Source organism: Paraburkholderia tropica, assembly GCF_914484835.1.
Lineage (GTDB): Bacteria > Pseudomonadota > Gammaproteobacteria > Burkholderiales > Burkholderiaceae > Paraburkholderia > Paraburkholderia tropica_A.
Window position 1 is genome coordinate 36,245 of sequence record NZ_CAJZAR010000042.1, and the last position, 23,596, is coordinate 59,840.

Consider the following 23,596-nt stretch of genomic DNA (forward strand, 5'->3'; position numbering starts at 1 on the left):
CGCCCTTTTGAAGCGGCTTTAACGCCGGATTACCTGTTTTCAGCCTGCTGGAACGGAGCGTGCTTGAATCTGCACTCGCGTTTTTCACTGGGAGACCTGCCATGCAAAGCGGATTCGCCACGGGTTTTTCGCACGTCAAACCGCAGGACACCGCCTTCACGGGCGGCGGACTGCGCGACTTCTTCGTCTATCGCGATCTCGGCATCAGCGAGGCCACGCACGGCAAGGTGGTCGCGCAACTGGTGCGCGCCAACGAGGCGCCGGAAGCGGGCACGGGCTGGCATCGGCATGAGGCGGATTTTCATATCGTCATCATGCTCAAGGGCTGGGCGCGCTTCATGTACGGCGAGCGCGAAACGCTCGTCGAGGCCGGCGACTGCGTGCATCAGGCGCCGGGCATTGCGCACTTTCTGTTCGATTACTCGCCCGACATGGAGTATCTGGAGATCGTGAGTCCCGCCGACTTCAAGTCGATCGACGTGGCCGCGCCCTGCGAGGTCCCCGCGCCCACGCCCTGGCAGGAGAGCGCCGCACCCGCGGCGCCATGACGCACCCGGCGCGCCGTCACTAGGGCTGGGCTTCGGCGGCCCGCGCGATGGCCGCCGCCGCGTGCGCCTCGGCGGCGAGCAGGGCGCCCAGCGTGACCTGACCCGCGCCGGCTGCGTCCGCCGCATCGGCCGAAGCCAGCGCCATCGACGACGCCGAGGCCGCTACGCGCCGCGCGCGCGGCTCGTGGTCGTGGATCGTCGAACGCACCAGCGGATAGATCTGCGTGTCCCAGCGCCGTCCGTTGAACACGCCGTAATGCCCGACGCCGGTCTGCACGTGATGCGTCTTCATATAGGGGCGCAGGCCGGAGCACAACTCCTGCGCGGCCACCGTCTGCCCGACGGCGCAGATATCGTCCTTTTCGCCTTCGATCGTCAGCAGCGCGGTGCGCCGGATCGCGTGCGGCTCGACGAGGCGCTCGCCCACCTTGAGCTTGCCGAGCGGCAGCGCGTACTGCTGGAACACCGAGCTGACCGTTTCCAGATAGAACTCGGCGGTCAGGTCCGTGGTGGCGAAGTACTCGCGATAGAACACGCGGATCGCGTCCGCCTTTCCGGCGTCGCCCTTCGCGCGTTCGTGGCGCATCTCCTCGAACGAGGCCAGATGGCGCTCCAGATTCATCGACATGAACGCGCTCAACTGCACGAAGCCCGGATAGACGCGCCGCTGCGCGCCCGGAAAACCGCCCGGCACCGCGCTGATCAGATTGCGCTCGAACCACTCGATCGGCTTGCTGTTGGCGAGGTCGTTGACCTTGGTCGGATTCACGCGGCAGTCGATCGGCCCCGCCATCAGCGTCATGCTCGCGGGCTGCGCGGGATCGTTGTCGGCGGCCATCAGCGAAACGGCGGCGAGCGCGGCCACGGTCGGCTGGCAGATCGCGACCAGATGCGCGTCGGGGCCGATGCGGCGGATGAACGCCATCACGTGCTCGACGTATTCGTCGAAACCGAAGCGCCCCGCCGCCAGCGGCACGTCACGCGGATTGTGCCAGTCGGTGATGTAGACGTCGTGATCGGCGAGCATCGTGCGCACGGTGCCGCGCAGCAGCGTCGCGAAGTGGCCGGACATCGGCGCGACCAGCAGCACGCGCGGCTGCGGCGCGGGCGTGTCCTTGCGAAAGTGCAGCAGCGAGCCGAACGGCGTGCGCTTGACCACTTCCTCGATCACCGGCGTGCGCACGCCGTCCACCTGCACGGCGTCGATGCCGAACGGAGGACGCGCATGCGTGAGCCCGGCCATTTCGATCTGTTCCCAGCAGGCGTCGAGATAACGCGCATCGAAGCCAGCGGTGAGTGTGGGCCAGGCAGCGGGCCACGCGCCAGGCCACGCGGCGAGCGCCGCGCGCGCGAACGAGGCGGCGGCGCGCCACGGGCGCATGACATCCGCGAACGCCTGATAGGCCGGATAAGCAAGCAAATTCATGGGCGCAAGCTCCAGGCCGCCGATGGGCGGCAATGCGAGCAAGAGAGGCAATAGCTATGCCACTCGCTCTGGCACCCGGCGGCGCGCGCGCGTTCACTGGCACGGTGCTTGCACTTTTTCGGGGACGGTCGAGCGAGTGAGCCGCGGAACAATCGCCGATGATCAGAGGCACGCACGGCGCATGCGAGCGCGCCGCGCGTTCACATCCGCGTTACATCCGCGTGATATTCGTACGACCGGCGCGTGACGCCGCGCACCGCGAACGCCAGGCGCGAGCGGCGCGGCGTTCCTTCGCGGTGCATCGCGCCCGAACGCTGTGCGCCGCGCCGCAGATTGGTGTGATGAGTCTGAAGCCCGAGGAGGCCCGCATGACAAGTCAGTCAAGTCAGACGAATACGACCTTGACGATCAGCAGCCGCAACTATTCGTCGTGGTCGATGCGCGGCTGGCTGCTCGCGAAACTCGCCGGACTCGACTTCGAGACGCTCGCCGTGCCGATCGACGACGCCGCCGCGCGCGCCGAACTGCTGCTGCTTTCGCCGTCGATCCTCGTGCCCTGCTTGCGCCACGACGGCAACGAGATCTGGGACACGCTCGCGATCTGCGAATACCTCACCGAAATCCGCCCGCAGGCGCATCTGCTGCCCGCCGACCGCAAGGCGCGCGCGCATTGCCGCTCGGTGTGCGGCGAAATGCACTCGGGCTTCGGCGCGCTGCGCTCCGCGCTGCCGATGAATCTGCGCGGCCACTTTCCGTCGTTTCGCATCTGGTCGCGCGCCCACGACGACATCGATCGCATCGTGACGATCTGGCGCGACTGCCTCCAGCAGTACGGCGGTCCCTGGCTGTTCGGCGAGATCAGCGCCGCCGACGCCATGTACGCGCCCGTCGTCACGCGTCTGCTCACCTACGACGTGCCGATCGACCCCGACATCGGCGAGTACTGCATGCGCGTGCTCAAGCAGCCCTATGTGGCCGAATGGATTGCCGCCGCGAAGGCGGAAACGGAGGACATCGACGAGCTCGACATGGAGTTCTGAGCGGCGCGCCTGGCCATGCTCGCGTCGGCATGGAAGTTGCATCGGGCGTTCTGGCCCGACAGGTAATCGCGCGACCGCACAAGAACGTATCTAGAACGAACCAGCACGCATCAGCACGCACAAGCAGCGGACGGAAGAACAACTATGACGCAAGCCTTCTTCAACGAGATGTTCGAGCAAGGGCAATTCGACGTTCGGGGCGTGGCCGCCACGGCGTTCGCGCAGGCGGGCGAACCGCGCGCGCATTACCGCGAGTTTTTCTCGTGGATGCGCGGCCAGAGCGAGCAGCAGATGCACAAGAAGCGCGCGGAAGCCGACACGATCTTCCGCCGCGTGGGCATCACCTTCGCCGTCTATGGCGAGAAGGACGTCACGGGCGCGGGCACCGAGCGCACGATTCCCTTCGACGTGATTCCGCGCATTTTCCAGCGCGACGAATGGAACAAGCTGGAGCGCGGCCTGCGCCAGCGCGTGAACGCGCTGAACCGCTTTATCCACGACATCTATCACGATCAGGAGATCGTCAAGCGCGGCATCGTGCCCGCCGACCAGATTCTGAACAACGCGCAATATCGCCCGGAAATGCAGGGCGTGAACGTGGCGCGAGACATCTACGCGCATATCGCGGGCATCGATATCGTGCGCGCCGACGAGGGCGAGTTCTACGTGCTGGAGGACAATCTGCGCGTGCCGTCGGGCGTCTCGTACATGCTCGAAAACCGCAAGATGATGATGCGGCTCTTTCCCGATCTGTTCGTGCGCAACCGCATCGCGCCGGTCGCGCATTATCCCGACCTGCTGCTCGACACGCTGCGCGCCGCCGCGCCCTCGGGCGCCGACAATCCCACCGTGGTCGTGCTCACGCCGGGCATGTACAACTCGGCGTATTTCGAGCACGCGTTCCTCGCGCAGCAGATGGGCTGCGAACTGGTCGAAGGCCAGGATCTGTTCGTCGATAACGACTATCTGTACATGCGCACGACGCAGGGGCCGCAGCGCATCGACGTGATCTATCGCCGCGTCGACGACGACTTTCTCGATCCGCTCGTCTTCCGCTCCGACTCCACGCTCGGCGCGGCGGGCCTCATGAACGTCTATCGCAAAGGCAACGTCACGCTGTGCAACGCGGTGGGCACGGGCGTCGCCGACGACAAGTCGATCTATCCGTATGTGCCCGACATGGTGCGCTTCTATCTGGGCGAGGAACCGCTGCTCAACAACGTGCCCACGTGGATGTGCCGCAAGCCCGACGACCTTCAGTACGTGCTCGATCATCTCGGCGATCTGGTCGTGAAGGAAACGCACGGCGCGGGCGGCTACGGCATGCTGATCGGCCCGGCGTCGACGAAAGCGGAAATCGAGGCGTTCCGTGCGGCGCTGCTCGCGAATCCCGACAAATACATCGCGCAGCCGACGCTCTCGCTTTCGACCTGCCCCACGTGGGTGGAATCGGGCATCGCGCCGCGCCATATCGATCTGCGGCCGTTCGTGCTCTCGGGCAAGGAAGTGCGCATGGTGCCGGGCGGCCTCACGCGCGTGGCGCTGCGCGAGGGCTCGCTCGTCGTCAATTCCTCGCAGGGCGGCGGCACCAAGGATACGTGGGTGCTCGAACGCTGAGCGCGCCGGCGTACCGTCGCGCCGCCATTCGCGAACGCTCAGGAACCCGAACCAACTGCATCACGCACGCGCCAACGAAGTCGAAGCCGCCGCCGAAACCACGCGATGAACGAACCGCAATTTGTCGATGACCGGCGGGGCCAGCGCGAACGGATAGCCGTCCGGCATGCCGAGGCTGCGGTTCAGGCTGTTGAGCACGTACGTGAGCGGAAACCAGCGCGCCATCAGGTTGTCGAAGCTCGCTTCGTCGACGGGCGTCTGGTCGAGCAGCACCGGTTCGTCGCGGCGTTCGGGCAGCAGCGCGAGCCCGCAGGCGGTAGCGGTGTCGAGCGTATCGACGATATGCAGGTAATGCGCCCACGTCTCGGCCCAGTCCTCCCACGGATGCACGGACGCATACGCGCTCACGTAGCGCCCGGCCCAGTCGGGCGCGGGGCCGTTGGCGTAGTGCGCGGCGAGCGCTTCGGCGTAGTCGGCGCGCTCGTCGCCGAACAGCGTGCGAAACGGCTCGATGCGGCGCGTCTCCATCACGAGGCGGTCGAAATAGTAATGGCCGACTTCGTGGCGGAAATGGCCGAGCAGCGTGCGATACGGTTCGTGCAGCGAGACGCGCGTGCGTTCGCGATGGGCGTCGTCGGCTTCGGCGATGTTCATCGTGATCAGGCCGTGGTCGTGGCCGGTGAGCACGCGCTGGCCGTCGCCGGTGTCTTCGAGGAACTCGAATTGCAGGCCGTGTTCGGGATCGTCCGCGCGCGTGGCGAGCGGCAGGCCCAGCGACGCGAGCGTGGCGAGCAGACGCCGCTTGGCGGTTTCGAGCCGATACCAGTAGACGCGGTTTTCGGGCCGCGAGAGATCGGGAATCGTGCGCGTGAACTGGCAGGCACGGCACAGCGTGTCGGGGGAATCGGACGAACCGGCAGCGATCATGCCGTTGCAGACGTTTTCCACCGCGTAGTTGTGGCATTGGCGGAACAGCGCGGCTTCGTTCGCTTCATTCGCTTCGTTCGCTTCATTCGCCGGGTTCCCGGCAGTGCGCCGGACGCGCCACAAGCCGTCGCCCGCTTCCTCGAACGCATGCATCTCGCCGCTCTGCGGCACGTAGCCGAGCCGGGCGTCGCAGCGTTCGCAGCGCTCGTTTTCGAAGAACACCAGTTGGTTGCAGTGATCGCAGTGAAAGGTTTTCATCGCCGCTGTCCAGGAGTGAATGCGCCGCGCGCGCAGCCTCGCGAAGCACGCGGCGTGCCGCGCGCCGCTGTCACATCGCGCACTCGTTGCCCCGGCATCATAGCCACGCGCCGCGCGCGCGCCCTATTTCATCGTCCACGTCGATCGAGGAGTCGGATGTGTCCATCCGTGTCGCGTTAAACCATGTCACGCAGTACCGCTATGACCGGCTCGTGCATCTCGCGCCCCACATCGTGCGGCTGCGGCCCGCGCCGCACTGCCGCACGCCCATCGTCTCGTACTCGATGCGCGTGGAGCCCGCCGACCACTTCGTGAACTGGCAGCAGGACCCGTTCTCCAACTACCAGGCGCGGCTGGCGTTCCCCGAGCCGATGCGCGAGTTCCGCGTGACCATCGATCTGGTCGCGGAAATGGCGGTCTACAACCCGTTCGACTTCTTCCTCGAACCGGGCGCCGAGCACTTCCCGTTCGCCTACACGCCCGAACTGGCCGCCGAACTCGCGCCCTATCTGGTATGCAGCGAGCCGACGCCGCGCTTCGCCGCCTTCGTCGAATCGATCGACCGCTCGCCCGCCGCCGAGATCCGCACCATCGATTTCCTGGTCGGGTTGAATCAGCGCCTGCAAAGCGAGATCGGCTATCTGATCCGCATGGAACCGGGCGTGCAGACGCCCGAGGAAACGCTAGAAAAAGGCTCGGGTTCGTGCCGCGACACCGGCTGGCTGCTGGTGCAGACGCTGCGCCAACTGGGGTTGGCGGCGCGTTTCGTGTCCGGTTATCTGCTGCAACTAAAGCCCGACGTGAAGGCGATCGACGGCCCCGTGGGCGCCGAATACGACTTCACCGACCTGCACGCGTGGTGCGAGGTCTATCTGCCGGGCGCGGGCTGGATCGGCTTCGATCCGACCTCGGGCCTGCTCGCGGGCGAAGGCCATATTCCGGTCGCCTGCACGCCGGAGCCGGGCAGCGCCGCGCCCATTTCGGGCGCGCTCGACGACTGCGAAGTCGAATTCGAGCATTCGATGACGATCGAGCGCGTGCTCGAAACGCCGCGCGTCACCAAGCCGTACACAGACGAGCAATGGGCGCAGATGCAGGCGATGGGCGCGCAGGTGGACGCCGCGCTGACCAGCCAGGACGTGCGCCTGACGATGGGCGGCGAGCCGACCTTCGTGGCCGAGCGCGACCGCGATGCACCGGAATGGAACACCGACGCGCTCGGGCCGACCAAGCGCCGCTACGCCATCGCGCTGATGGACAAGCTGCGCGCGCAGTACGGCGCGAGCGGCTTTCTGCACATCGGCCAGGGCAAGTGGTACCCGGGCGAGCAGTTGCCGCGCTGGGCGCTCTCGCTGTTCTGGCGCGCCGACGGCGAGCCGTGCTGGCACGATCCGTCCTTGTTCGCCGACGAGCGCACGCCCACGCATCACACGGCCGCCGACGCGCAACGCTTCATCGCGCATCTGGCGGGCAAGCTGGGCGTCGAATCGAAATACGTGCAGCCCGGTTACGAGGACACCTGGTATTACCTGTGGCGCGAACGCCGCCTGCCCGTGAACGTCGATCCGTTCGATTCGCGCCTCGACGACGAGCTGGAACGCCTGCGCCTGCGCCGCGTGTTCGACGCGGGGCTCGATGCCGTGACCGGCTACGTGCTGCCGCTGGTGCGCGAGCGCGTGGGTGCTTCGCTGCCCGCGCTTCAGCCGCCGCGTTGGGTCAGCGGGCCGTGGTTCTTCCGCGACGAGCGCATGTATCTGATGCCGGGCGATTCGCCGATGGGCTATCGCCTGCCGCTCGACTCGCTGCCGTGGGTGGCGGCGGCCGATTATCCGTGGCAGCACGCGCACGATCCGTTCGCAACCGCCGAGCCGCTGCGCAGCGCCGCCGAATTGCGCATGCAGTATCGCGAAGGGTTCGAGCTGGGCGCGCAGGCCTATGGCGAGGAAAGCGGCGGGTTCGGCGCGGAAGGCGTTGAAGGTACCGGCAATGGCGAAGGCGAAAGCGAAAGCGCACGCGCCGCCGCCCGCGCCGAAATCGCCAACCGCTACCCGCAACGCGGCGAATCGGCGGCCTGGATCCGCCGCACCGCGCTGTGCGTCGAAGCGCGCGACCCGGCGCGCGCCGCCGGTCCGAAGGCCGAAGCCGACGCGTTCGGCAGCGGGCAAGGCCAGCTGCACGTCTTCATGCCGCCGCTCGCCGAACTCGACGACTATCTCGATCTGCTCGCCGCCGTCGAAGCCACCGCGCGCGAGCTCGCGCTGCCCGTCGTCATCGAGGGCTATCCGCCGCCGCGCGACGCGCGCCTCAAGATGCTCCAGGTCACGCCCGATCCCGGCGTGATCGAGGTGAACATCCACCCGTCGTCGAACTGGGACGAACTGGTCGAGCGCACCGAATTCCTCTACCGCGCCGCGCACGAAACCACGCTCTCGACCGAGAAGTTCATGCTCGACGGCCGCCACACCGGCACCGGCGGCGGCAATCACCTCGTGCTCGGCGGCGCCACGCCCGCCGACAGCCCGTTCCTGCGCCGCCCCGATCTGCTCGCGAGCCTGATCGCGTACTGGCACAACCATCCGTCGCTGTCTTATCTGTTCTCGGGCCTGTTCATCGGGCCGACGAGCCAGGCGCCGCGCGTCGACGAGGCGCGCAACGATCAGGTCTACGAACTCGAAATCGCCTTCGCCGAGATCCAGCGTCAGGTCGATCTGCTGCGCGGCTTCGGCGAGGCCGGCGCGAACGGCAAAGGCGCACCGGTTCCGCCCTGGCTGATCGACCGCGCGCTGCGCAACATCCTGATCGACGTGACCGGCAACACGCACCGCGCCGAGTTCTGCATCGACAAGCTCTACTCGCCCGACGGCCCGACCGGCCGCCTCGGTCTGCTGGAACTGCGCGGTTTCGAAATGCCGCCGCACGCGCGCATGAGCCTCGCGCAGCAACTGCTGCTGCGCGCGCTGGTGGCGCGCTTCTGGCGCACGCCGTACACGCAGCGCCTCACGCGCTGGGGCACCGAGCTGCACGACCGCTTCATGCTCTCGACCTTCGTGCAGATGGATTTCGACGACGTGCTGGCCGAGCTGCGCGACGCGGATTTCGCGCTCGACGCCGCCTGGTTCGCGCCGCATTTCGAATTCCGCTTCCCGCTGGTGGGCGAATTGCAGACGAGCGGCATCGCCCTCACGCTGCGCAACGCGCTCGAACCGTGGCACGTGATGGGCGAGGAAGGCTCGCAAGGCGGCACGGTGCGTTATGTGGATTCGTCGGTGGAGCGGCTGGAAGTGCGCGTGCTGGGCCTGAACGAAAGCCGCCATCTCGTGACCGTGAACGGCCACGCGCTGCCGCTGCAACCGACCGGGCGCGTCAGCGAAAGCGTCGCGGGCGTGCGCTTTCGCGCGTGGCGCCAGGCGTCCTCGCTGCATCCGACCATCGGCGCGCATGCGCCGCTCACGATCGATATCGTCGATACGTGGAGCGGCCGCGCCATCGGCGGATGCCAGTATCATGTTGCGCATCCGGGCGGCCGCAATTATCAGACGTTTCCGGTCAACGCGTACGAGGCGGAAAGCCGGCGGCGCGCGCGCTTCTTCACGACCGGGCACACGCCCGGCCCGTTCGAGGCCGCGCCGCCCGCGCGCAGCCTGGAGTTTCCGTTTACGCTGGATCTGCGGCGCGGCTGATTTCTGCCGATAACACGGTTGACGTAATACGTCAGCCAGCCCCAACCGAAGACGCGCCCCGCTTGCCGGGGCGCGCCGCCATCAGCGTATAAGCGACGATCTTGCCGACTCAATCCACCCTGCCGTTCGACTCCGCCGCCGACGAGACTCTCGCGCTCGCGCCGCTACGCTCGCTGCCCGTGCGCGACGGCCACTGGGACGAGCTGCGCGCGCCCGACGGCACGCTGCGCGAACCGTGGCGCCAGTTCTTCGCGCTGCTCGGCAAGGCGGGCGCGGCGGGGCTCGACGGCGCGGCGGCCTCGGTCGCGCGCCAGGTGCGCGAGAACGACATCACCTATAACGTCTACGCCGATGGCGGCGGGCCGCGTCCGTGGTCGCTCGACCTGCTGCCGCTGCTGATCGACGAAGACGAATGGGCGCTGATCGAGCGCGGCGTGGCGCAGCGCGCGCGGCTGCTCAACGAGATCGTCGCCGATATCTACGGGCCGCAGACGCTGCTCGCGCGCGGCCTGCTGCCGGGCGCGCTGGTGTTCGGCCATCCCGGCTATCTGCGCGCGGTGAAGGGCTTCACGCCGCCCGGACGCCAGTATCTGCAGATCGTCGCGCTCGACCTCGCGCGCGCGCCCGACGGCCAGTGGACCGTGGTCTCGCATCGCACCGAGGCGCCGTCCGGGCTCGGCTATCTGCTCGAAAACCGCCTGATCGTTTCCAGCCTGTTCGCCGAGCCGTTTCGCGCGATGCGCGTGCACCGTCTCGCGCCCTCGTATTCGCAACTGATCGCCACGCTCGCGGACTCGGCGCGCGCGATCATGCGCGCCGACGAGCACAGCGCGCGCGGCGGCTCGCCCCATATCGTGCTGCTCACGCCGGGGCCGTTCAGCGAGACCTATTTCGAGCACGTGTTTCTGGCGCGCTATCTCGGCCTCACGCTGGTCGAGGGCAAGGACCTCACCGTGCGCGACGACATGCTGTATCTGAAGACGCTCGGCGGGCTGGAGCGCGTACACGCGGTGCTGCGCCGTCTCGACGACACGTTCTGCGACCCCGTCGAGTTGCGCGCGGATTCGACCATCGGCGTGCCGGGACTGCTCCAGGTGATGCGCGCGGGCAACGTGATGGTCTCGAACGTGCCGGGCGCGGGCTTCGTGGAATCGCCCGCGCTGCACGGCTTCATGCCCGGCATCGCGCAGGCGCTGCTCGACGAGCCGCTCGTGCTGCCCAGCGTGCCGACCTGGTGGTGCGGCGAGGACGCCGCGCGGCGCGACGCGCTCGCGCAACTGCCCGAAGCGCTGCTGGTGCCGACCTGGCCTGGCGGCACGCACGCGGCCTCGAAGAACGGCAAGGACGCCCGCAGCGCCGTGCCGCCCGGCCTCGCGGCCGGCCCGCAGACGCTCGCCGACTGGCGCGAGCGCATCGAGCAACTGCCCGACGCCTTCACGGTCCAGCAGCCGCTGCACTACAGCTACACGCCGCGTTACGAACACGCCGCCGACGCCACCCACGACGCAGCCATGCTCGGCGCGCGCCCCGCGGTGCTGCGCGTCTACGCGATCGCCGATCAGGAATGCGGCTGGCGCGTGCTGCCGGGCGGCTTCACGCGCCTGGCGGCAGAACATCAGGAATCCGTATCGATGCAGGTGGGCGGCAGCAGCGTCGATACCTGGGTGCTGTCGAGCCAGCCCGGCACGGCGTTCACGCTGCTGCCGAGCCCGATGAAGCCCGCCGATCTGCGCCGCGAGCATCGCCGCGTGTCGAGCCGCGCCGCCGAAAACCTCTTCTGGGCCGGCCGATACGGCGAGCGCGCCGAAAACGCCGTGCGCCTGTGCCGACTGATTCTCGGTTCGCTCGAAGGCAGCGACGCCGAAGAATTGTTCAGCACGTTCACCGAACTGGCTACTGCGAGCGGTCTCGTGACGGGCACGAACGCAACGGCCAGCGCCAAGCCCACATCGAACGCACCGAGCACAGAAGAATCCGTCACCGCCCCTCGCCGCGGCCTCGACAGCTTCGAGCGCGAACTCGTCGCCAACCTGCACGAAAGCGCGCGCGCGCCCAGCATCGGCCAGATGCTCGCGAGCCAGGCCTACGCGTGCGGCGAAATTCGCGGCCGTCTGTCGAGCGATCACTGGCGCACGGTGCTCGCCGCGCGCAACGACTTCCGCGACGCGCTGCAAGCGCTCTCGCTCGCCCCCGCGCCCGCGCGCCAGGGCGTGCTGCTCGAATTCCGCCAGCCCACGCCGTACGACCGCATGGCGCTGATCCGCGCGCTCGACGCGCTCGCCACGCAGTTGAGCGCGATCAGCGGCTGCCAGGGCGACCGCATGACGCGCGACGAAGCCTGGCGTCTGCTGTTCGCGGGCCGCCATATCGAGCGCGTGGCGGCGATGGCCGGCGTGCTGCGCATCGCCGCGCACGAACGCACGCTCGCCACGCCCGCCGGTTTCGACGTGCTGCTGCAACTGTTCGACAGCACGCTGACCTATCGCACACTCTATCCGGGGCGGCTCGAAGTGCCCGCGCTGCTCGACCTGATCGTCACCGATCCGACCAATCCGCGCGGCCTGTACGGCGTGTACGACCGGCTGCGCACGCGTCTCGACGAAATCGCCCAGGCGGCGGGCGGCCCGCGCCGCGAACCGTTCGCCGCGCAGCTCGCGCCCGTCGACGCGCTACCCGATCTCGAAGCGATCTGCGACCCCGGCGAGGACGGCCGCTATCCGGCGCTCACCGCGCTGTGCGACGCGCTCGCCGCGCGCATGGCCGCCGCCTCGAACGAAATCAGCGCGCGCTGGTTCAGCCACGCGATGCCGCTCGCCGCGCAGGTGTGGTCATGAGCGGCACGCGTCTGTCCGTCACGCATCGCACGACCTACCGCTATTCGACGCTGGTCGAAACGGCGCAGCATCTCGCGACCATCCGCCCGCTCGAACTGCCGTGGCAGCGCGTGCTCGAACACCGCGAGCGCATCGAGCCCGCGCCCTCGTATCAAACGAGCCGCCGCGACGCCTTCGGCAACGACGTGCTGTATTTTTCGTTCGATGCGCCGCACGACTATCTGCAGATGACGATGGAAACGAGCGTGCTGCTCGCGCCGCGCTATGCAACGCTCGACGCCGACGCCACGCCCGCGTGGGAAGACGTGGCGCGCGCGCTGCGCTACACGGCGGGCGGTGAGTTTCATGCGGAGTCGGAGTTTTGCTGCGCGTCGCCGAATATCGCGCTGTCGCCCGCGTTGCGCGCGTATGCGCTCGAAAGCTTCACGCCGGGCGCGCCGGTGCTCGCGGCGGCCATCGACCTGATGCAGCGGATTCATCGCGACTTCGCCTATCGCCCGGCGGCGACGGCCTTCGACACGCCCGCCGCGCGCGCCTTCGAATTGCGCCACGGCGTGTGTCAGGACTTCGCGCAGGTGATGATCGGCGGGCTGCGCTCGCTCGGTTTGGCGGCGCGCTATGTGAGCGGCTATCTGCGCAACGATCCGCCCGAGGGCGTCACGCCGATGATCGGCGCGGATGCCTCGCACGCGTGGGTGTCGCTGCACGTGCCGCAGGCGGGCTGGGTCGATCTCGATCCGACCAACAACGTGCTCGCCGATCAGGGCCACGTGACGCTCGCGGTCGGGCGCGATTACAGCGACGTATCGCTGCTGCGCGGGGTCATTCTGGGCGGGGGCGCGCATCGCGTCGACGTGGCCGTCGACGTGCGGGCCGAGCCGGACGACGATTGACGCCGCCGGGCGCGCTCAAGCGTGAACAAGCGCGCCTAGCTGCCCGCCAGCGTGCCCGTATCCATCGACGCCACGAGCTTCGGCTGCGGCTGGCACTCGCACTGGCAAAGGTCGTTTTCGAGCGCAACCGTCTTGCCCATCACGGTCATCGTGTGCGGCCCGCCATCGGAGACGATCACGCCCTGCTTCGAGCAGGTCTGGCACATCACCGGCGCGCCGATATAGGCGAGCGGACGGCCGTGATACGACGATCCTTCGATACCGTCCATCACGACGCCGTTGTGATCGGTCTTGTCGTCTTTGAGGATGAATTTACGGGTCATCTCCAGGGCCTCGGGAATGGGGTTCCGGCGTTGCGCCGATGGGACGGGAAATATACCAGCGTTTTCCTTTCGCTTCCTTTCCCGCGCCCTGCGGGCGACGCATTTTGATCGTGGACGGCGACGTTTTTCGCCCCGATCTTCGCATTTCAAAACTTCCACGCCGGTAAGATGAAGCGGGCGGAAGTCATTTCAAATTACCTTCGAAATGATGGGCGCGACGCGATCTGAACCCGCACTCGCCGGGCCCGCCTCTGCCTCGCCCTGCGTCCGCCGCAACGCCCAACCCACAAGCCATCTGCCGCCCGCGCCAGCGCGTCCCGGCCCCCCTCCATTCGCTGATTTCCCTGCGCGCAACTTCAGCGCGCGCACGCATTTTTCCTTCCGCATCTTGCGCATTTGTATACGCCAGGAAGGACTCGTAAGGCATGAGCCAATGCCCCCGTTGATTCTTGCTTCACGCAACAGACTCAGACGCGAAGATGCTATCGCCGCTCGTCGACTACTTCCCCTATCGGCGTAACGCGGGGGCGCGCACCCCTCTCCGTGCGCCCCCTCCTTTTTGTGTCAATCCGCCCAGGAGGCCCATCATGACCAGCCCTATCGGCTCCAGCAGCGTCGGCCACTCGTCGCCCTTGACGACGTTCGACCCTAACCGCAACAAGAACTCCGGCTCGGCAGGCTACGCCGGTAACAATTCCGCCCAACCGGAAACCGTGCATCCCGGCACGCCGGTCGGTCCGCTCGGCCACAACATCAATACCACCGCATGACGAATTCGCTGTCGCAAGAGGCGCCGCTGAAGGCTAAGCGCGCACATCATCTGTCGCGTGTGGCATTGCATGGGCTGCGCGCCGCTGCGGTGATTGCACTCGCCAGCCTCACCCTGCCGCTCGAAGGTTGCGCGGTGGCGGCATTACCTTGCCGGCTCGTCTCGGCGACGGTGAAGATCGTGCCGGTGGTTGGCCATCCCGCTGCTGTGCCGTTCGACGCGTGCGCGGCGGCTATCGACTGATCGAGGCCACTCGATGAAACGGGCGTCATTGACCGCTTTCCTGACCTGCGCTGCCGCTGCGGCGCTTGCCGGCGCGCTGGCCGCTCCGGCTTGCGCGCACACGAGCTTCGAAGGGCGCATCACGCCGCTCCCGACGCCCGCGGTCAGCGCATCGGCCGGTGCATCTGCCAGTGCAACTGTCAGCGCACCTGCCAGCGCGCCTGCCGTCGTGCAGGCGAACGCCGTGGCAGCACACGCTGCCTCCGCGCCTGCGCCCGCGCCGCAAAAGACGGCCAGCGCACAGGCGCCACGCAGCACGGTCAAGAAACGTCACCCGACGCCTGTTGTCGCGACGGCGCGCAGCCGCGCCGTCGCGCAAGACGACACGCCCTTCTCGTTTCGCGGCATTCCGCTCGGCATCACGCTGACTGATCTACGCGAGGCGAACACGGTGCGCGCGACGCCGCACGAAAGCGCGCTCGTCTGCGAAACCGACGTGGCCGGCGGCGACATCGGCATGCCGTTCAAGAGCTATGCGAGCCTGACGATCGCGTGCCGCTGGGCACATCGCACGCCGCAAGGCTGGACGCCTTCCCACGCCGTCGTGGACGGCGTGCCCGCCAGCGAACACGTGCTGCGTTTCGCGCACGACAGCGCGGGCGGCCCGCTACGTCTCTATGAAATGTCGTTCGTCGTGGACGCCGCAACCGCCTTCGATCTGCGCGATCTGCTGGCCGCGCGTTACGGCGCGCCGCATATGCGCGGCGACCCGGAACTGCCGCTGCTGGAATGGGACAACGCATCGAGCACGATCACGATCTGCCTGATGCCCAACGGCGGCCACGCCACGCTTACTTACCTGCTTAAACCCGTCAGCCCGCGCGCGAAAGGCATCGAACGCGCGCTCAAGATCAGCCAGTTCGACGAAGGCTGATCCCCAGCACGTGACCTGACCCGACGACTCCCTCACGCGAGCGCTTCTTACCTATGCTTTCCAATCAATCGCACTCCTTACCTTACCGCAAGCACTTCGCGCGCTGCTCTTTCGCGCTGCCGCGTGTGCTGCTGTGCGCAACGGCATTCGCTGCGTTCTCGGGGTGCGCCGTCTCGCCCGACTCGATCGTCAACACGCCGATGACGCCGCCGCTCGCGGAGCCGCCGCTGAACGTGAACACCAGCGGCTCGATCTATCAGCAAGGCACCGCGCTCGCGCTGTATGAAACGCCGCGCGCGCAGCGTATCGGCGACGTGCTGACGATCCGCCTCTCCGAAACTTACACCGGCGCCGACAACGCGGCCGCATCCGCCAAGCGCGACAGCACCATCACCGCCACCGCCGCCGATCAGTCGACGGGCGCGGCGGCGCGTCTGGCGCATCTGTTCAACATCGGTTCGGCGTCGACGACGTTCAACGGCACGGGCAGCCACACGCTGTCGAGCGACATGTCGGGCACGCTGGCCGTCACGGTCATCAGCAAGACGCCGACGGGCAATCTCGTGGTGTCGGGCGAGAAGATCATTGCGATGAGCGGCGAGCATCAGCGCCTGCGTCTCTCGGGCATCGTCAATCCGAACGACGTGGAGTCGGACAACTACGTGGATTCGAGCAAGATCGCCAACGCGCGCATCGAGCAGGTGGGTCGCGGCATGCTCAACGACGCGACCACGGTGGGCTGGCTGCAACGCATGTTCCTGAGCGTGCTCACGTTCTGATGCCGCTTTGACGGGTCCGCAAATGCGGGCCCGGCAAGCAAAAACGGCGCGCCTCGATGGCGCGCCGTTTGCATTTCATCGCGAGCTTTCAGGCGGCCCGAACGGCGCCGCCTGAATCGAACGCTCACTCTTCCTGGGCCGCGTCGGGCATGTCACCCGCGTATTCGCTGTAACGCTCCGCAAAACCCACCTCGCCATCCGGCACGAACACATAGCCGTGACCCCAGACCGTTTGCAGATAACGCGGCTCGGACGGATCGGTTTCGATCAGCCGGCGCAGGCGCCAGATCGCCACGTCGAGACTGCGGTTGCGATAACGCCCCGCCTCGCCGTAGACGATTTCGATGATGCGCTCGCGCGACAGAATCGTCATCGCGTGATTGACGAACAGCTTCAGGAACGCGAATTCGCTCGAACGCAGCGGAATGCGTTCTTCGTCGCGATAGAGTTCGCGCGAGCGGAAATCGAGTTCGTACGGGCCGAAGCGGAACGACGCGCGGCTTTCCGGCGCGCCCGTCGAGTTGGCCACGCTGCGGCGGCGCATGACCGTGCGGATACGCGCGGCCAGCTCGCCCGGATCGAAGGGCTTGCCCACGTAATCGTCGGCGCCGAATTCGAGGCCGAGCACGCGGTCGATCACCTCGTTGCGCGCGGTGAGCAGGATCACGGGCAGATCGTCGCCGCTTTCGCGCAGCGCGCGCAAGGCGCTGATGCCATCCAGCTCCGGCATCATGATGTCGAGCACCACGACCTGCGGCCGTTCGGTGCGCAACTGCTGCTGCAAGGCGCGCGCGGACGGCAGCTTCGTCACGGTGAAGCCGCGCATTTGCAGATATTCGGCGGTAACGTCGCGTACGACGGGATCGTCGTCGACGAGAAAGATATTATTTGCCATGCACAAATCGTAAGGGACGCAAACGGACCGGCATAGGCCCGCCGCCTTTCCATTCCTTTCCTGAATATGCGGCGTGAAAGACTAGAAGCCGCGCGAAGCCGACTCGAACGTCGAACCCAGTTGCGTCTGATCCACCACCATCGCGTCGAGCAGGCCCTTGAGCTTCACGGCCGCGCTCGAATAGCGGTCGGTGCCGAGCCCGCGCACTTCGTAGCGCGCCGTCACCGCAATATGGTTATGCATGAAGATCGTCAGATTGATGGTGGACAGATAGGCGCGGCTGTCGTCGCTGAAGGTCGGCTTGCCGAACTCGATCGACGCGTTATAGACCAGCCGCCCTTCGCACGTGACCGGCTCGGTGCCCGGACTGTAGACATCCGAACGCACGCCGCGCTGCGACAGCACGAGTTGCAGCGACGGCACGAAATCGGCGGACGTGACCATCGGATTGTTCTCGATGCAGATCGAGGCGAGATTCACCGGACGGCCGGTCACGAACTTCGGCGACGAGTAATTCGACGCCACCGCATAACCGGCCTGGATCACGGAGCCGGTCGCATCGGCGGCGGTAATCAGCGTCCAGGCGCAGCCATTGAGCGCGAGCGCAGCGCCGAGCGCGGCGGCCAGGCGGACCGCGCGGCGGACGTTGGAGCGGATTTCGTGTGGCATGGGAACGATGACATGACGCGTCGATGGGCTGCGCGCGCGACGCGACGTAACGCGGGCGGCAGGGCTCGTCATGCATCATCGCGGCAAAGCGCGCCACACGATGGGCTGGACATCGGCCATTGTTGGCAAGCGCTTTCCACTTCTTCGCAAATCTCCCATCAGGTAAGGACCGGAAAGCAGGCGCAGCGCGCGGAGGCCGTTAAAACGGCCGCACAGCTTACCGCACGCGTAATGGATGAAATGTTTCGTAAGCGGTGGACGCAATCGACCCGTTGAGCGCCGCTTTGCGTCAGAGGCGCTGAGCTATTGTTCTCATCGCGGCGCCTGGCGCCGTGGCGACGCCGGACTAGCCGCCCGTCGTCCCCCGCTATTTCAAACAACATCGTGCCTGCCATGAATCGAGAACAGAAAATCCGTCGCGCTCACTCCCTTCGCCGCGGCCTGAACGTCGCTGCGCTCGCGCTATTCGCGTCGCTCGCCGGTTCGCCGTTCGCTCAGGCGGCGAGTTTTCATTGCCCGCACAACGCCTCGGCGTCCGAGCGCCTCGTGTGCAACGACCCGACGCTGTCCGCGCTCGACGACAAACTCGCCGCGCTCTATCACAGCGCAATCGACGCGACGCCCGACTCGACGGCGCTCGAAGCCGACCGCGTGAGCCAGTGGCAATGGCGCCAGCACAACTGCAAGGACAAGGCTTGCGTGACGGACTGGTATAACCGCCGCATCGCCGAACTCCAGGGCGATCTGCAACACGGCAAGCAGGCCACCGTGCAGCGCGTGAAGGACGGCGTGGCCGATCAGCATCTGGCACCGTCCGCACAGGACGCCGTGCTGGAAATGAAGGGCATCGACGCTGCGCCGAAGGGCCAGAACGACAAGCCGGCACCGACGGCCGACGGCTCGAAGCCCGCCGCGAAGACGGGCGCGAAGCTCGCCGGCGCGCACACCGACGCCTCGCTGCATCTGGAAAAAATGCCGAGCGGCGTTGCTGCCGACGCGCGCCAGAAGCATCTCGCCGACTCGCACACGCACGCTATCCCGGCTGACGAAGTCGCCCCGGTCAAGTCGGCCAAGCCGGCCGCCACCGCGGAAACGTCGGCCAAGGCCGCCAGCATGGCAGGTTCGGGCACGGCCTTCGCGAAGGCCGCGGGCATCGCTTCGCTCGACGCGCCCGCCGCTGCAAAGCCGGCCGCTGCGCATTCGTCGGAAGAAAAGCCGGCGGACGCCGCCGCGACCGACGCCACGCACGCCGCCCAGGCATCGGCGCAGGAAAGCTCGCTCGCCGCGAAGTAAGTCACGCCGCGGTGATGCAGCAGTGATGCAGCAGTGACGCAACCGTCACGAAGCCAGCGCGGCGAAACCCGCCGCGCGATTCAATCTGGGGATTCAGGCGTGATTCAGGCGCGATCCCCCTCGCGACCCCGTCGCAATCCAATCGCAAGTAAGCCGGAGTAAGAAATAGAAAGAACGCCGCTATTCTGTAAGCCGTCGATACGAATTAAAATTTCACGATGAGTCCACACGTTCTCATCGTCGACGACGATCCGGTCGTGCGCGATCTTCTCTCCCGCTTCCTGCGGGCCAACGGCTTCGAGGCCTCGGTCCTGCACGACGGCACGCATCTCGGTCAGCGTCTCGAACGCGAGCGGCCTGCTGTCGTCGTGCTGGATGTCATGATGCCCGGCACCGACGGCCTGCGCGCCCTCGCCGCCCTGCGCGCGAAAGGCGACGACATTCCCGTGATCTTCGCTTCGGCGCGCGGCGCGGTCGCCGACCGCATCGCGGGCCTGACGCTCGGCGCGGACGACTATGTCGCCAAGCCGTTCGATCCGCAGGAATTGTTGCTGCGCATCCAGACCGTGCTGCGCCGTCGCGGCGCGGTGCCCGCCGGTGCGCCGGAAGCGCGCGAACGCTGCCGTTTCGGCCCCTTCGAACTCGACTTCGCCACGCGCACGCTGCTGCGCGACGGCGAGCGCGTGGCGTTGCGGGACGGCGAATTCGCCTTGTTGAAGGTCTTCACACGACACCCCTACCGCGTGCTCTCGCGCGTGCTCATTCACGATCTGCTGCATGCCGACGGCCTCGAATTCCACGAGCGCAGTCTCGACGTGCCGATCTGGCGCCTGCGCCGCGTGATCGAAGACGATCCCTCGCAACCGCGTTTCGTGCAAACGGTACGCGGCAAGGGCTATGTGTTCGTGCCGCTGCGCGAAGGCGAAGTCGCCGATCCGGGCGCCCACGACGCCCAGGATGCCGAACCCGGCGCATGATCGCCTGAATGCATGAACAATCCGTTGAATACGCTGTTCGGGCGCATGGCGCTGATGTCGGCGCTCGTGCTGTTCGCGATTCAGGCGTGCTGGTTCGTCGTGTTCGCGCCGCAGCCGCGCCGCCATGAAGTCGAGGGCTTCGAGCGCGGCCTGCTGCTGATGCTGCACGCCACCACCGGGGCGGCGCCCAACGAGCTCGAACTCGCGCCCGCGCTGCGCGTGCATCTCGTGCCGACCTGGAACATGCCCGCCGACGTGAAGCTCGAAGTGCCGAAGCGCGAGCCGCTTTCCGATCTGCGCCGCCAGTTGCTGCGCGATCTGCCCGCAGGCACCGAAATTCTCGCCGACACGCGCCATCGCGCGACGCTCTGGGTGCGCTTTCCCGGCCATCCCACGTGGATCGTCGCGCCCATCGACCTGCCGCCGCCGCCGAATCTGGTGCCGCAATTCGCGTCGATGCTCGCGGTCTCGCTGCTGCTCGCGCTGCTCGCGGTGTGGCAGATGCAGCGTCCGCTGTCGATCGTCGCGCAGACCGCGCGCGCGTTCGGCTCGGGCAATCGCCCGCCGCCCGTCGACGAACTCGGTCCGCGCGAACTGCGCGAATTGATCGGCTCGTTCAACGGCATGATGAAGCAGCTCAACGAAGCCGACGACGATCAGGCCATCATGCTCGCGGGCGTGGCGCACGACCTGAAGTCGCCGCTCACGCGCCTGAAGCTGCGCGCGAGCATGCTGGGTTCCGAGCGCGAGCGCGAACAGTTCACGCGCGAAGTCGATTCGCTCAACGACATCGTGCAGCAGTTTCTGGAATTCGCGCGGCAACGGCCGGAATCCGGTCCCGAAGTGGAAGTGGATGAGCTATTGCGCGAGCAGTTTTCGTCCGATACGGCCGAAGAAGAAGACACGCTGTTCCGTCTCGATCTGCGCGCCGGTTCGAGCTTCCGCATGCCGCGCACGCTGCTCGACCGGCTCGTGTCGAATCTCGTCGACAACGCGCTCGAACACGGTGAGCCGCCGGTGGAAATCGGCACGCGCCGCGAAGGCACGAACTGGATCATCGAAGTGCGCGATCACGGCCCCGGCATTCCTGCCGAGCGTGTGGCGGCGGCGCTCAAGCCCTTCGTGCGTCTGGACGAAGCACGCGGCGGCGAAGGCCATTGCGGACTGGGGCTCGCCATCGTGACGCGCCTCGTGCGCAATCAGGGCGGGCGCTGCGAAGTGTCGAACCATCCCGAAGGCGGTCTGCGCATCAAGATCGCGTTTCCTGCCGCCTGAGAAACCTGAAAAGCCTGAGATTGCCAGCCAGTGCTGGCGCGTGCCGGATATCGCCTGATATCCGCCGATATCGCTCGATGCCGCGCGCCGCTCACACCACGAGGCGGCCGCGCAGCAGATCCACGGTCGTCGACGACAGACCGAGACCCGCGCCGAGATAACGGTTCAGATCGCCGAAGCCCTTTTGCAGCGCATCGAACGCGGTCTGCAGATAAGCGGCTTGCACGGGCGGTGAGAGATTGGCTTCGTCGACGCCCGTCGAGCGCCACGCATTCGTCAGCAGAAAATCCTTCACGACGATTTCCAGCGGCACGTTCGCGATCAGCAGCAAGAGCGCGCTCGCCCATCCCGCCACGTCCACGCCCGTTCCGCCCACCACCACGACCGGCCCGCCCGCCTGCGCGATCTGCTCGAGCAGCGCGCCGTAAGCCATGCATTGCGTGCGGCCCATCACGAACTCGCGCCAGTGCGCCTGCATGGCCGAATCGAGTTCGGGACCGGTGAGGCCCGCGAACGACGGCGGCGCGTGCGTGCCGAGCACGTTCAGCGAGACATAGCTCGCGGTGCTGACCGACGTGTCGGGCGTGGTGTCGGATTCGACCGGCGTGCGCAGATCGTAGACAGCCGCGAGCCCGATGCCTTCGAGCGTGGACGTGTCGGCCGTGCTCACGGTGAGCGCGTCGGAGCGGTAAATGATGGCGCGGCGAAAGTGCGCGCCGTCGCTGGTCGAGTAACCGGGCGCCGCGCCGCCCACGTCGCGGAAATTCGCCACCGAATTCATGACCGGGCTGGGTGCGTCCTGCGGCCCGTCTCCGCCCGTGTAATCGCCACCGCATGCGCTCAGCAACGTGCTGCTGCAACCGCCCAGCGCCAGCACGCTCATGGTGCCCTTGAGCAGCCGGCGGCGCGGCGGACTGGCCGGACCAGCGCCGCGCCGGCACGCGAAGTCGCCGGACAAGGGCGCGGGAACGCCCTTGTGCGCTTCCTTGCGCGACGAAGAACTGGCGGAAAAACGAAGAATCATCGGTTAGCAGCTAATGGGTGAGGCGCGCGTGGCAAGCGGGCCGCTGCAACGTCGGTGCGTCGCATGCATTCGGAGAGACGAAGTTTACCGGCAGATGACCCTGAAAGGGTTACGACGCAAGACTCGGTAATAATTCGTAGGACACCGTGACGGGGCGTGAGCGTCGAGATGACGCGCCTCACGCGCGCGGCCGAATGATAAATCGCCATAAAAAACGGGGTCGAGAAGATTTTTGCGGCAAATTCTTTCCAGAACTTACTTATTCCCAAAAATTAGAAAGCATTACATGAAGCGCCGTCCATTCCAGTGGCCGATTCGCCCGATAATGCCCGTCGCAGCCCGCAATTTCTTATTAAATCCTGTAAATTCTTTCTAAATATTATTCTTGACGCTCGTTTGCGCGCTCCTATAATCGCCCGTGAATTCAGGCATTTAGGCCTGATTGTCGCGGCAGTACTCACTGCCCATGGAGTTCTAAGTCATGTACAAAGGCAGTGTGACCGAGGAAGCGCGCGAGGTATTGCGTGCAATCGAGCTGATCCAGCTTGGCGCTCGCATGCCGGTGCTCGAAAAGGAACTGACGCTCTCGAGAAATCGCCTGATTCGTCTTTATCGCGAACTCAAGAGCGCTTCGCCGCCCAAAGGCATGCTTCCGTTTTCGGCCGACTGGTATTTCACGTGGTTACCGAATATTCACGCTTCGCTTTTTTACAACATCTTCCTGTTCCTGAAAGACGAAGCGAAATGCAGCCGGCTCGACGCGCTCACGCGTGCGTATCGGCTCTATATCGAGCACTGCGAATGCGCTGAGACCGAGCGCGTGCTCAGCTTCACGCGCGCCTGGACGCTGCTGCGCTTCTTCGAAGGCGGCCTGCTCGCGCTCACGCGCTGCACGGTCTGCTCGGGCCGCTTCGTGCGCCATGCACGCGATGCGATGAAACCGGCGACCTGCTGCATCTGCCAGCCGCCTTCGCGCGCCGGCGTCACGCGCGCGATGCTCGCGAGCCGCGAACTCGCGCAGGGCACGCAAGAGGCAAGCGATGCCGCCGATGCGGGCACCGCAGCCGACAAGTCAAAGTCGACCAGCAAGCGCAAGGCGGCCTCACCGTTGAGCGAGATCTCCGACGCGATGCGCGACACCATCGCCGAAGTCAAACGCGCCGTCGATCCCAACCGCAGCGCCAGGAATGGCACCATCGGCGGTCCGGCGAGC

Annotated in this window: 19 protein-coding genes and 1 pseudogene; 14 read left to right on the plus strand and 6 right to left on the minus strand. The window is 66.7% G+C overall.

All coding sequences use genetic code 11. The features are described from left to right. Positions 1–101: 101 nt before the first annotated feature. A complete protein-coding gene (locus LDO54_RS12160) occupies positions 102–548 on the plus strand; it encodes a cupin domain-containing protein (protein WP_224010558.1) in 447 nt (148 codons plus the stop codon). A 19-nt stretch (positions 549–567) separates the two neighbouring features. Here LDO54_RS12160 and LDO54_RS12165 read toward each other — a convergent pair whose 3' ends face one another. After that, complete coding sequence (locus LDO54_RS12165; protein ID WP_224010560.1) at positions 568–1,974, minus strand: polyhydroxyalkanoate depolymerase; 1,407 nt, start codon at positions 1,972–1,974, stop codon at positions 568–570. Between the two features lie 368 nt (positions 1,975–2,342). Between LDO54_RS12165 and LDO54_RS12170 the strand changes: the two genes are divergently transcribed. Together LDO54_RS12170 and LDO54_RS12175 are read left to right on the plus strand one after the other, a co-directional pair. After that, positions 2,343–3,014 (plus strand): glutathione S-transferase family protein, encoded by a 672-nt coding sequence (locus LDO54_RS12170; RefSeq protein ID WP_224010562.1) that lies wholly within the window; start codon positions 2,343–2,345, stop codon positions 3,012–3,014. Between the two features lie 144 nt (positions 3,015–3,158). Continuing rightward, entirely contained in the window at positions 3,159–4,631 is a 1,473-nt protein-coding gene (locus LDO54_RS12175; protein WP_224010565.1) for a circularly permuted type 2 ATP-grasp protein, read from the plus strand. A gap of 60 nt (positions 4,632–4,691) precedes the next feature. On the opposite strand, the gene LDO54_RS12180 is transcribed toward LDO54_RS12175, so the two are convergent. Further along, positions 4,692–5,816 (minus strand): zinc-binding metallopeptidase family protein, encoded by a 1,125-nt coding sequence (locus LDO54_RS12180; RefSeq protein WP_224010566.1) that lies wholly within the window; start codon positions 5,814–5,816, stop codon positions 4,692–4,694. A gap of 158 nt (positions 5,817–5,974) precedes the next feature. Between LDO54_RS12180 and LDO54_RS12185 the strand changes: the two genes are divergently transcribed. The 3 genes from LDO54_RS12185 to LDO54_RS12195 all read left to right on the plus strand — a co-directional run bounded on the left by LDO54_RS12185 (position 5,975) and on the right by LDO54_RS12195 (position 13,223). Next, positions 5,975–9,496, plus strand: a complete 3,522-nt coding sequence (locus tag LDO54_RS12185; protein WP_224010569.1) for a DUF2126 domain-containing protein — start codon at positions 5,975–5,977, stop codon at positions 9,494–9,496. A 101-nt stretch (positions 9,497–9,597) separates the two neighbouring features. Then, entirely contained in the window at positions 9,598–12,330 is a 2,733-nt protein-coding gene (locus tag LDO54_RS12190) for a circularly permuted type 2 ATP-grasp protein (protein ID WP_224010571.1), read from the plus strand. Continuing rightward, positions 12,327–13,223: a transglutaminase family protein gene (locus tag LDO54_RS12195; RefSeq protein WP_224010573.1), complete on the plus strand. Its 897-nt coding sequence runs from the start codon at positions 12,327–12,329 to the stop codon at positions 13,221–13,223. The genes LDO54_RS12190 and LDO54_RS12195 overlap by 4 nt, the downstream gene beginning before the upstream one ends. A 35-nt stretch (positions 13,224–13,258) precedes the next feature. Here LDO54_RS12195 and LDO54_RS12200 read toward each other — a convergent pair whose 3' ends face one another. Further along, positions 13,259–13,546, minus strand: coding sequence for a PAAR domain-containing protein (locus LDO54_RS12200; RefSeq protein ID WP_224010575.1), 288 nt, complete (start codon positions 13,544–13,546; stop codon positions 13,259–13,261). A gap of 587 nt (positions 13,547–14,133) precedes the next feature. Here LDO54_RS12200 and LDO54_RS12205 point away from each other — a divergent pair. The 4 genes from LDO54_RS12205 (at position 14,134) to LDO54_RS12220 (ending at position 16,250) form a co-directional block, all read left to right on the plus strand. Beyond that, complete coding sequence (locus tag LDO54_RS12205; protein WP_224010577.1) at positions 14,134–14,316, plus strand: hypothetical protein; 183 nt, start codon at positions 14,134–14,136, stop codon at positions 14,314–14,316. Next, positions 14,313–14,558, plus strand: a complete 246-nt coding sequence (locus LDO54_RS12210; RefSeq protein ID WP_224010655.1) for a DUF6726 family protein — start codon at positions 14,313–14,315, stop codon at positions 14,556–14,558. The genes LDO54_RS12205 and LDO54_RS12210 overlap by 4 nt, the downstream gene beginning before the upstream one ends. 223 nt (positions 14,559–14,781) lie before the next feature. After that, positions 14,782–15,471, plus strand: a complete 690-nt coding sequence (locus LDO54_RS12215; protein ID WP_224010579.1) for a hypothetical protein — start codon at positions 14,782–14,784, stop codon at positions 15,469–15,471. A 53-nt stretch (positions 15,472–15,524) separates the two neighbouring features. Beyond that, complete coding sequence (locus LDO54_RS12220) at positions 15,525–16,250, plus strand: flagellar basal body L-ring protein FlgH (RefSeq protein ID WP_224010581.1); 726 nt, start codon at positions 15,525–15,527, stop codon at positions 16,248–16,250. 124 nt (positions 16,251–16,374) lie between these two features. Here the strand turns inward: LDO54_RS12220 and LDO54_RS12225 are convergent, their stop codons facing one another. Together LDO54_RS12225 and LDO54_RS12230 are read right to left on the minus strand one after the other, a co-directional pair. After that, complete coding sequence (locus LDO54_RS12225; RefSeq protein ID WP_224010583.1) at positions 16,375–17,145, minus strand: response regulator; 771 nt, start codon at positions 17,143–17,145, stop codon at positions 16,375–16,377. An 81-nt stretch (positions 17,146–17,226) separates the two neighbouring features. After that, a complete protein-coding gene (locus LDO54_RS12230) occupies positions 17,227–17,814 on the minus strand; it encodes a hypothetical protein (RefSeq protein ID WP_224010585.1) in 588 nt (195 codons plus the stop codon). A gap of 393 nt (positions 17,815–18,207) precedes the next feature. Here LDO54_RS12230 and LDO54_RS12235 point away from each other — a divergent pair, with 393 nt between their 5' ends. From LDO54_RS12235 to LDO54_RS12245, 3 genes are all read left to right on the plus strand, one after another. Then, positions 18,208–19,107: a lysozyme inhibitor LprI family protein gene (locus LDO54_RS12235; RefSeq protein WP_224010587.1), complete on the plus strand. Its 900-nt coding sequence runs from the start codon at positions 18,208–18,210 to the stop codon at positions 19,105–19,107. A gap of 218 nt (positions 19,108–19,325) precedes the next feature. Further along, entirely contained in the window at positions 19,326–20,084 is a 759-nt protein-coding gene (locus LDO54_RS12240; RefSeq protein WP_224010589.1) for a response regulator, read from the plus strand. Positions 20,085–20,096: 12 nt separating this feature from the next. Continuing rightward, positions 20,097–21,359, plus strand: coding sequence for an ATP-binding protein (locus LDO54_RS12245; RefSeq protein ID WP_224010591.1), 1,263 nt, complete (start codon positions 20,097–20,099; stop codon positions 21,357–21,359). A gap of 91 nt (positions 21,360–21,450) precedes the next feature. Here LDO54_RS12245 and LDO54_RS12250 read toward each other — a convergent pair whose 3' ends face one another. Beyond that, the gene (locus LDO54_RS12250) at positions 21,451–22,383 is read right to left on the minus strand and encodes a tyrosine-protein phosphatase (protein ID WP_224010594.1); all 933 of its coding nucleotides are present in this window, start codon (positions 22,381–22,383) and stop codon (positions 21,451–21,453) included. 481 nt (positions 22,384–22,864) lie between these two features. Between LDO54_RS12250 and flhC the strand changes: the two are divergent. Continuing rightward, positions 22,865–23,437: pseudogene (gene flhC, locus LDO54_RS12255) on the plus strand (flagellar transcriptional regulator FlhC); the annotation flags it as partial. Positions 23,438–23,596 lie beyond the last annotated feature (159 nt).

What these genes read in the sequence shown, in the direction of transcription:
- LDO54_RS12160 (WP_224010558.1), top strand. Translation starts at nt 102, where the DNA reads ATGCAAAGCGGATTCGCCACGGGTTTTTCGCACGTCAAACCGCAGGAC.
- LDO54_RS12165 (WP_224010560.1), bottom strand. Translation starts at nt 1,974, where the DNA reads ATGAATTTGCTTGCTTATCCGGCCTATCAGGCGTTCGCGGATGTCATG.
- LDO54_RS12170 (WP_224010562.1), top strand. Translation starts at nt 2,343, where the DNA reads ATGACAAGTCAGTCAAGTCAGACGAATACGACCTTGACGATCAGCAGC.
- LDO54_RS12175 (WP_224010565.1), top strand. Translation starts at nt 3,159, where the DNA reads ATGACGCAAGCCTTCTTCAACGAGATGTTCGAGCAAGGGCAATTCGAC.
- LDO54_RS12180 (WP_224010566.1), bottom strand. Translation starts at nt 5,816, where the DNA reads ATGAAAACCTTTCACTGCGATCACTGCAACCAACTGGTGTTCTTCGAA.
- LDO54_RS12195 (WP_224010573.1), top strand. Translation starts at nt 12,327, where the DNA reads ATGAGCGGCACGCGTCTGTCCGTCACGCATCGCACGACCTACCGCTAT.
- LDO54_RS12200 (WP_224010575.1), bottom strand. Translation starts at nt 13,546, where the DNA reads ATGACCCGTAAATTCATCCTCAAAGACGACAAGACCGATCACAACGGC.
- LDO54_RS12205 (WP_224010577.1), top strand. Translation starts at nt 14,134, where the DNA reads ATGACCAGCCCTATCGGCTCCAGCAGCGTCGGCCACTCGTCGCCCTTG.
- LDO54_RS12210 (WP_224010655.1), top strand. Translation starts at nt 14,313, where the DNA reads ATGACGAATTCGCTGTCGCAAGAGGCGCCGCTGAAGGCTAAGCGCGCA.
- LDO54_RS12220 (WP_224010581.1), top strand. Translation starts at nt 15,525, where the DNA reads ATGCTTTCCAATCAATCGCACTCCTTACCTTACCGCAAGCACTTCGCG.
- LDO54_RS12225 (WP_224010583.1), bottom strand. Translation starts at nt 17,145, where the DNA reads ATGGCAAATAATATCTTTCTCGTCGACGACGATCCCGTCGTACGCGAC.
- LDO54_RS12230 (WP_224010585.1), bottom strand. Translation starts at nt 17,814, where the DNA reads ATGCCACACGAAATCCGCTCCAACGTCCGCCGCGCGGTCCGCCTGGCC.
- LDO54_RS12235 (WP_224010587.1), top strand. Translation starts at nt 18,208, where the DNA reads ATGAATCGAGAACAGAAAATCCGTCGCGCTCACTCCCTTCGCCGCGGC.
- LDO54_RS12240 (WP_224010589.1), top strand. Translation starts at nt 19,326, where the DNA reads ATGAGTCCACACGTTCTCATCGTCGACGACGATCCGGTCGTGCGCGAT.
- LDO54_RS12245 (WP_224010591.1), top strand. Translation starts at nt 20,097, where the DNA reads ATGAACAATCCGTTGAATACGCTGTTCGGGCGCATGGCGCTGATGTCG.
- LDO54_RS12250 (WP_224010594.1), bottom strand. Translation starts at nt 22,383, where the DNA reads ATGATTCTTCGTTTTTCCGCCAGTTCTTCGTCGCGCAAGGAAGCGCAC.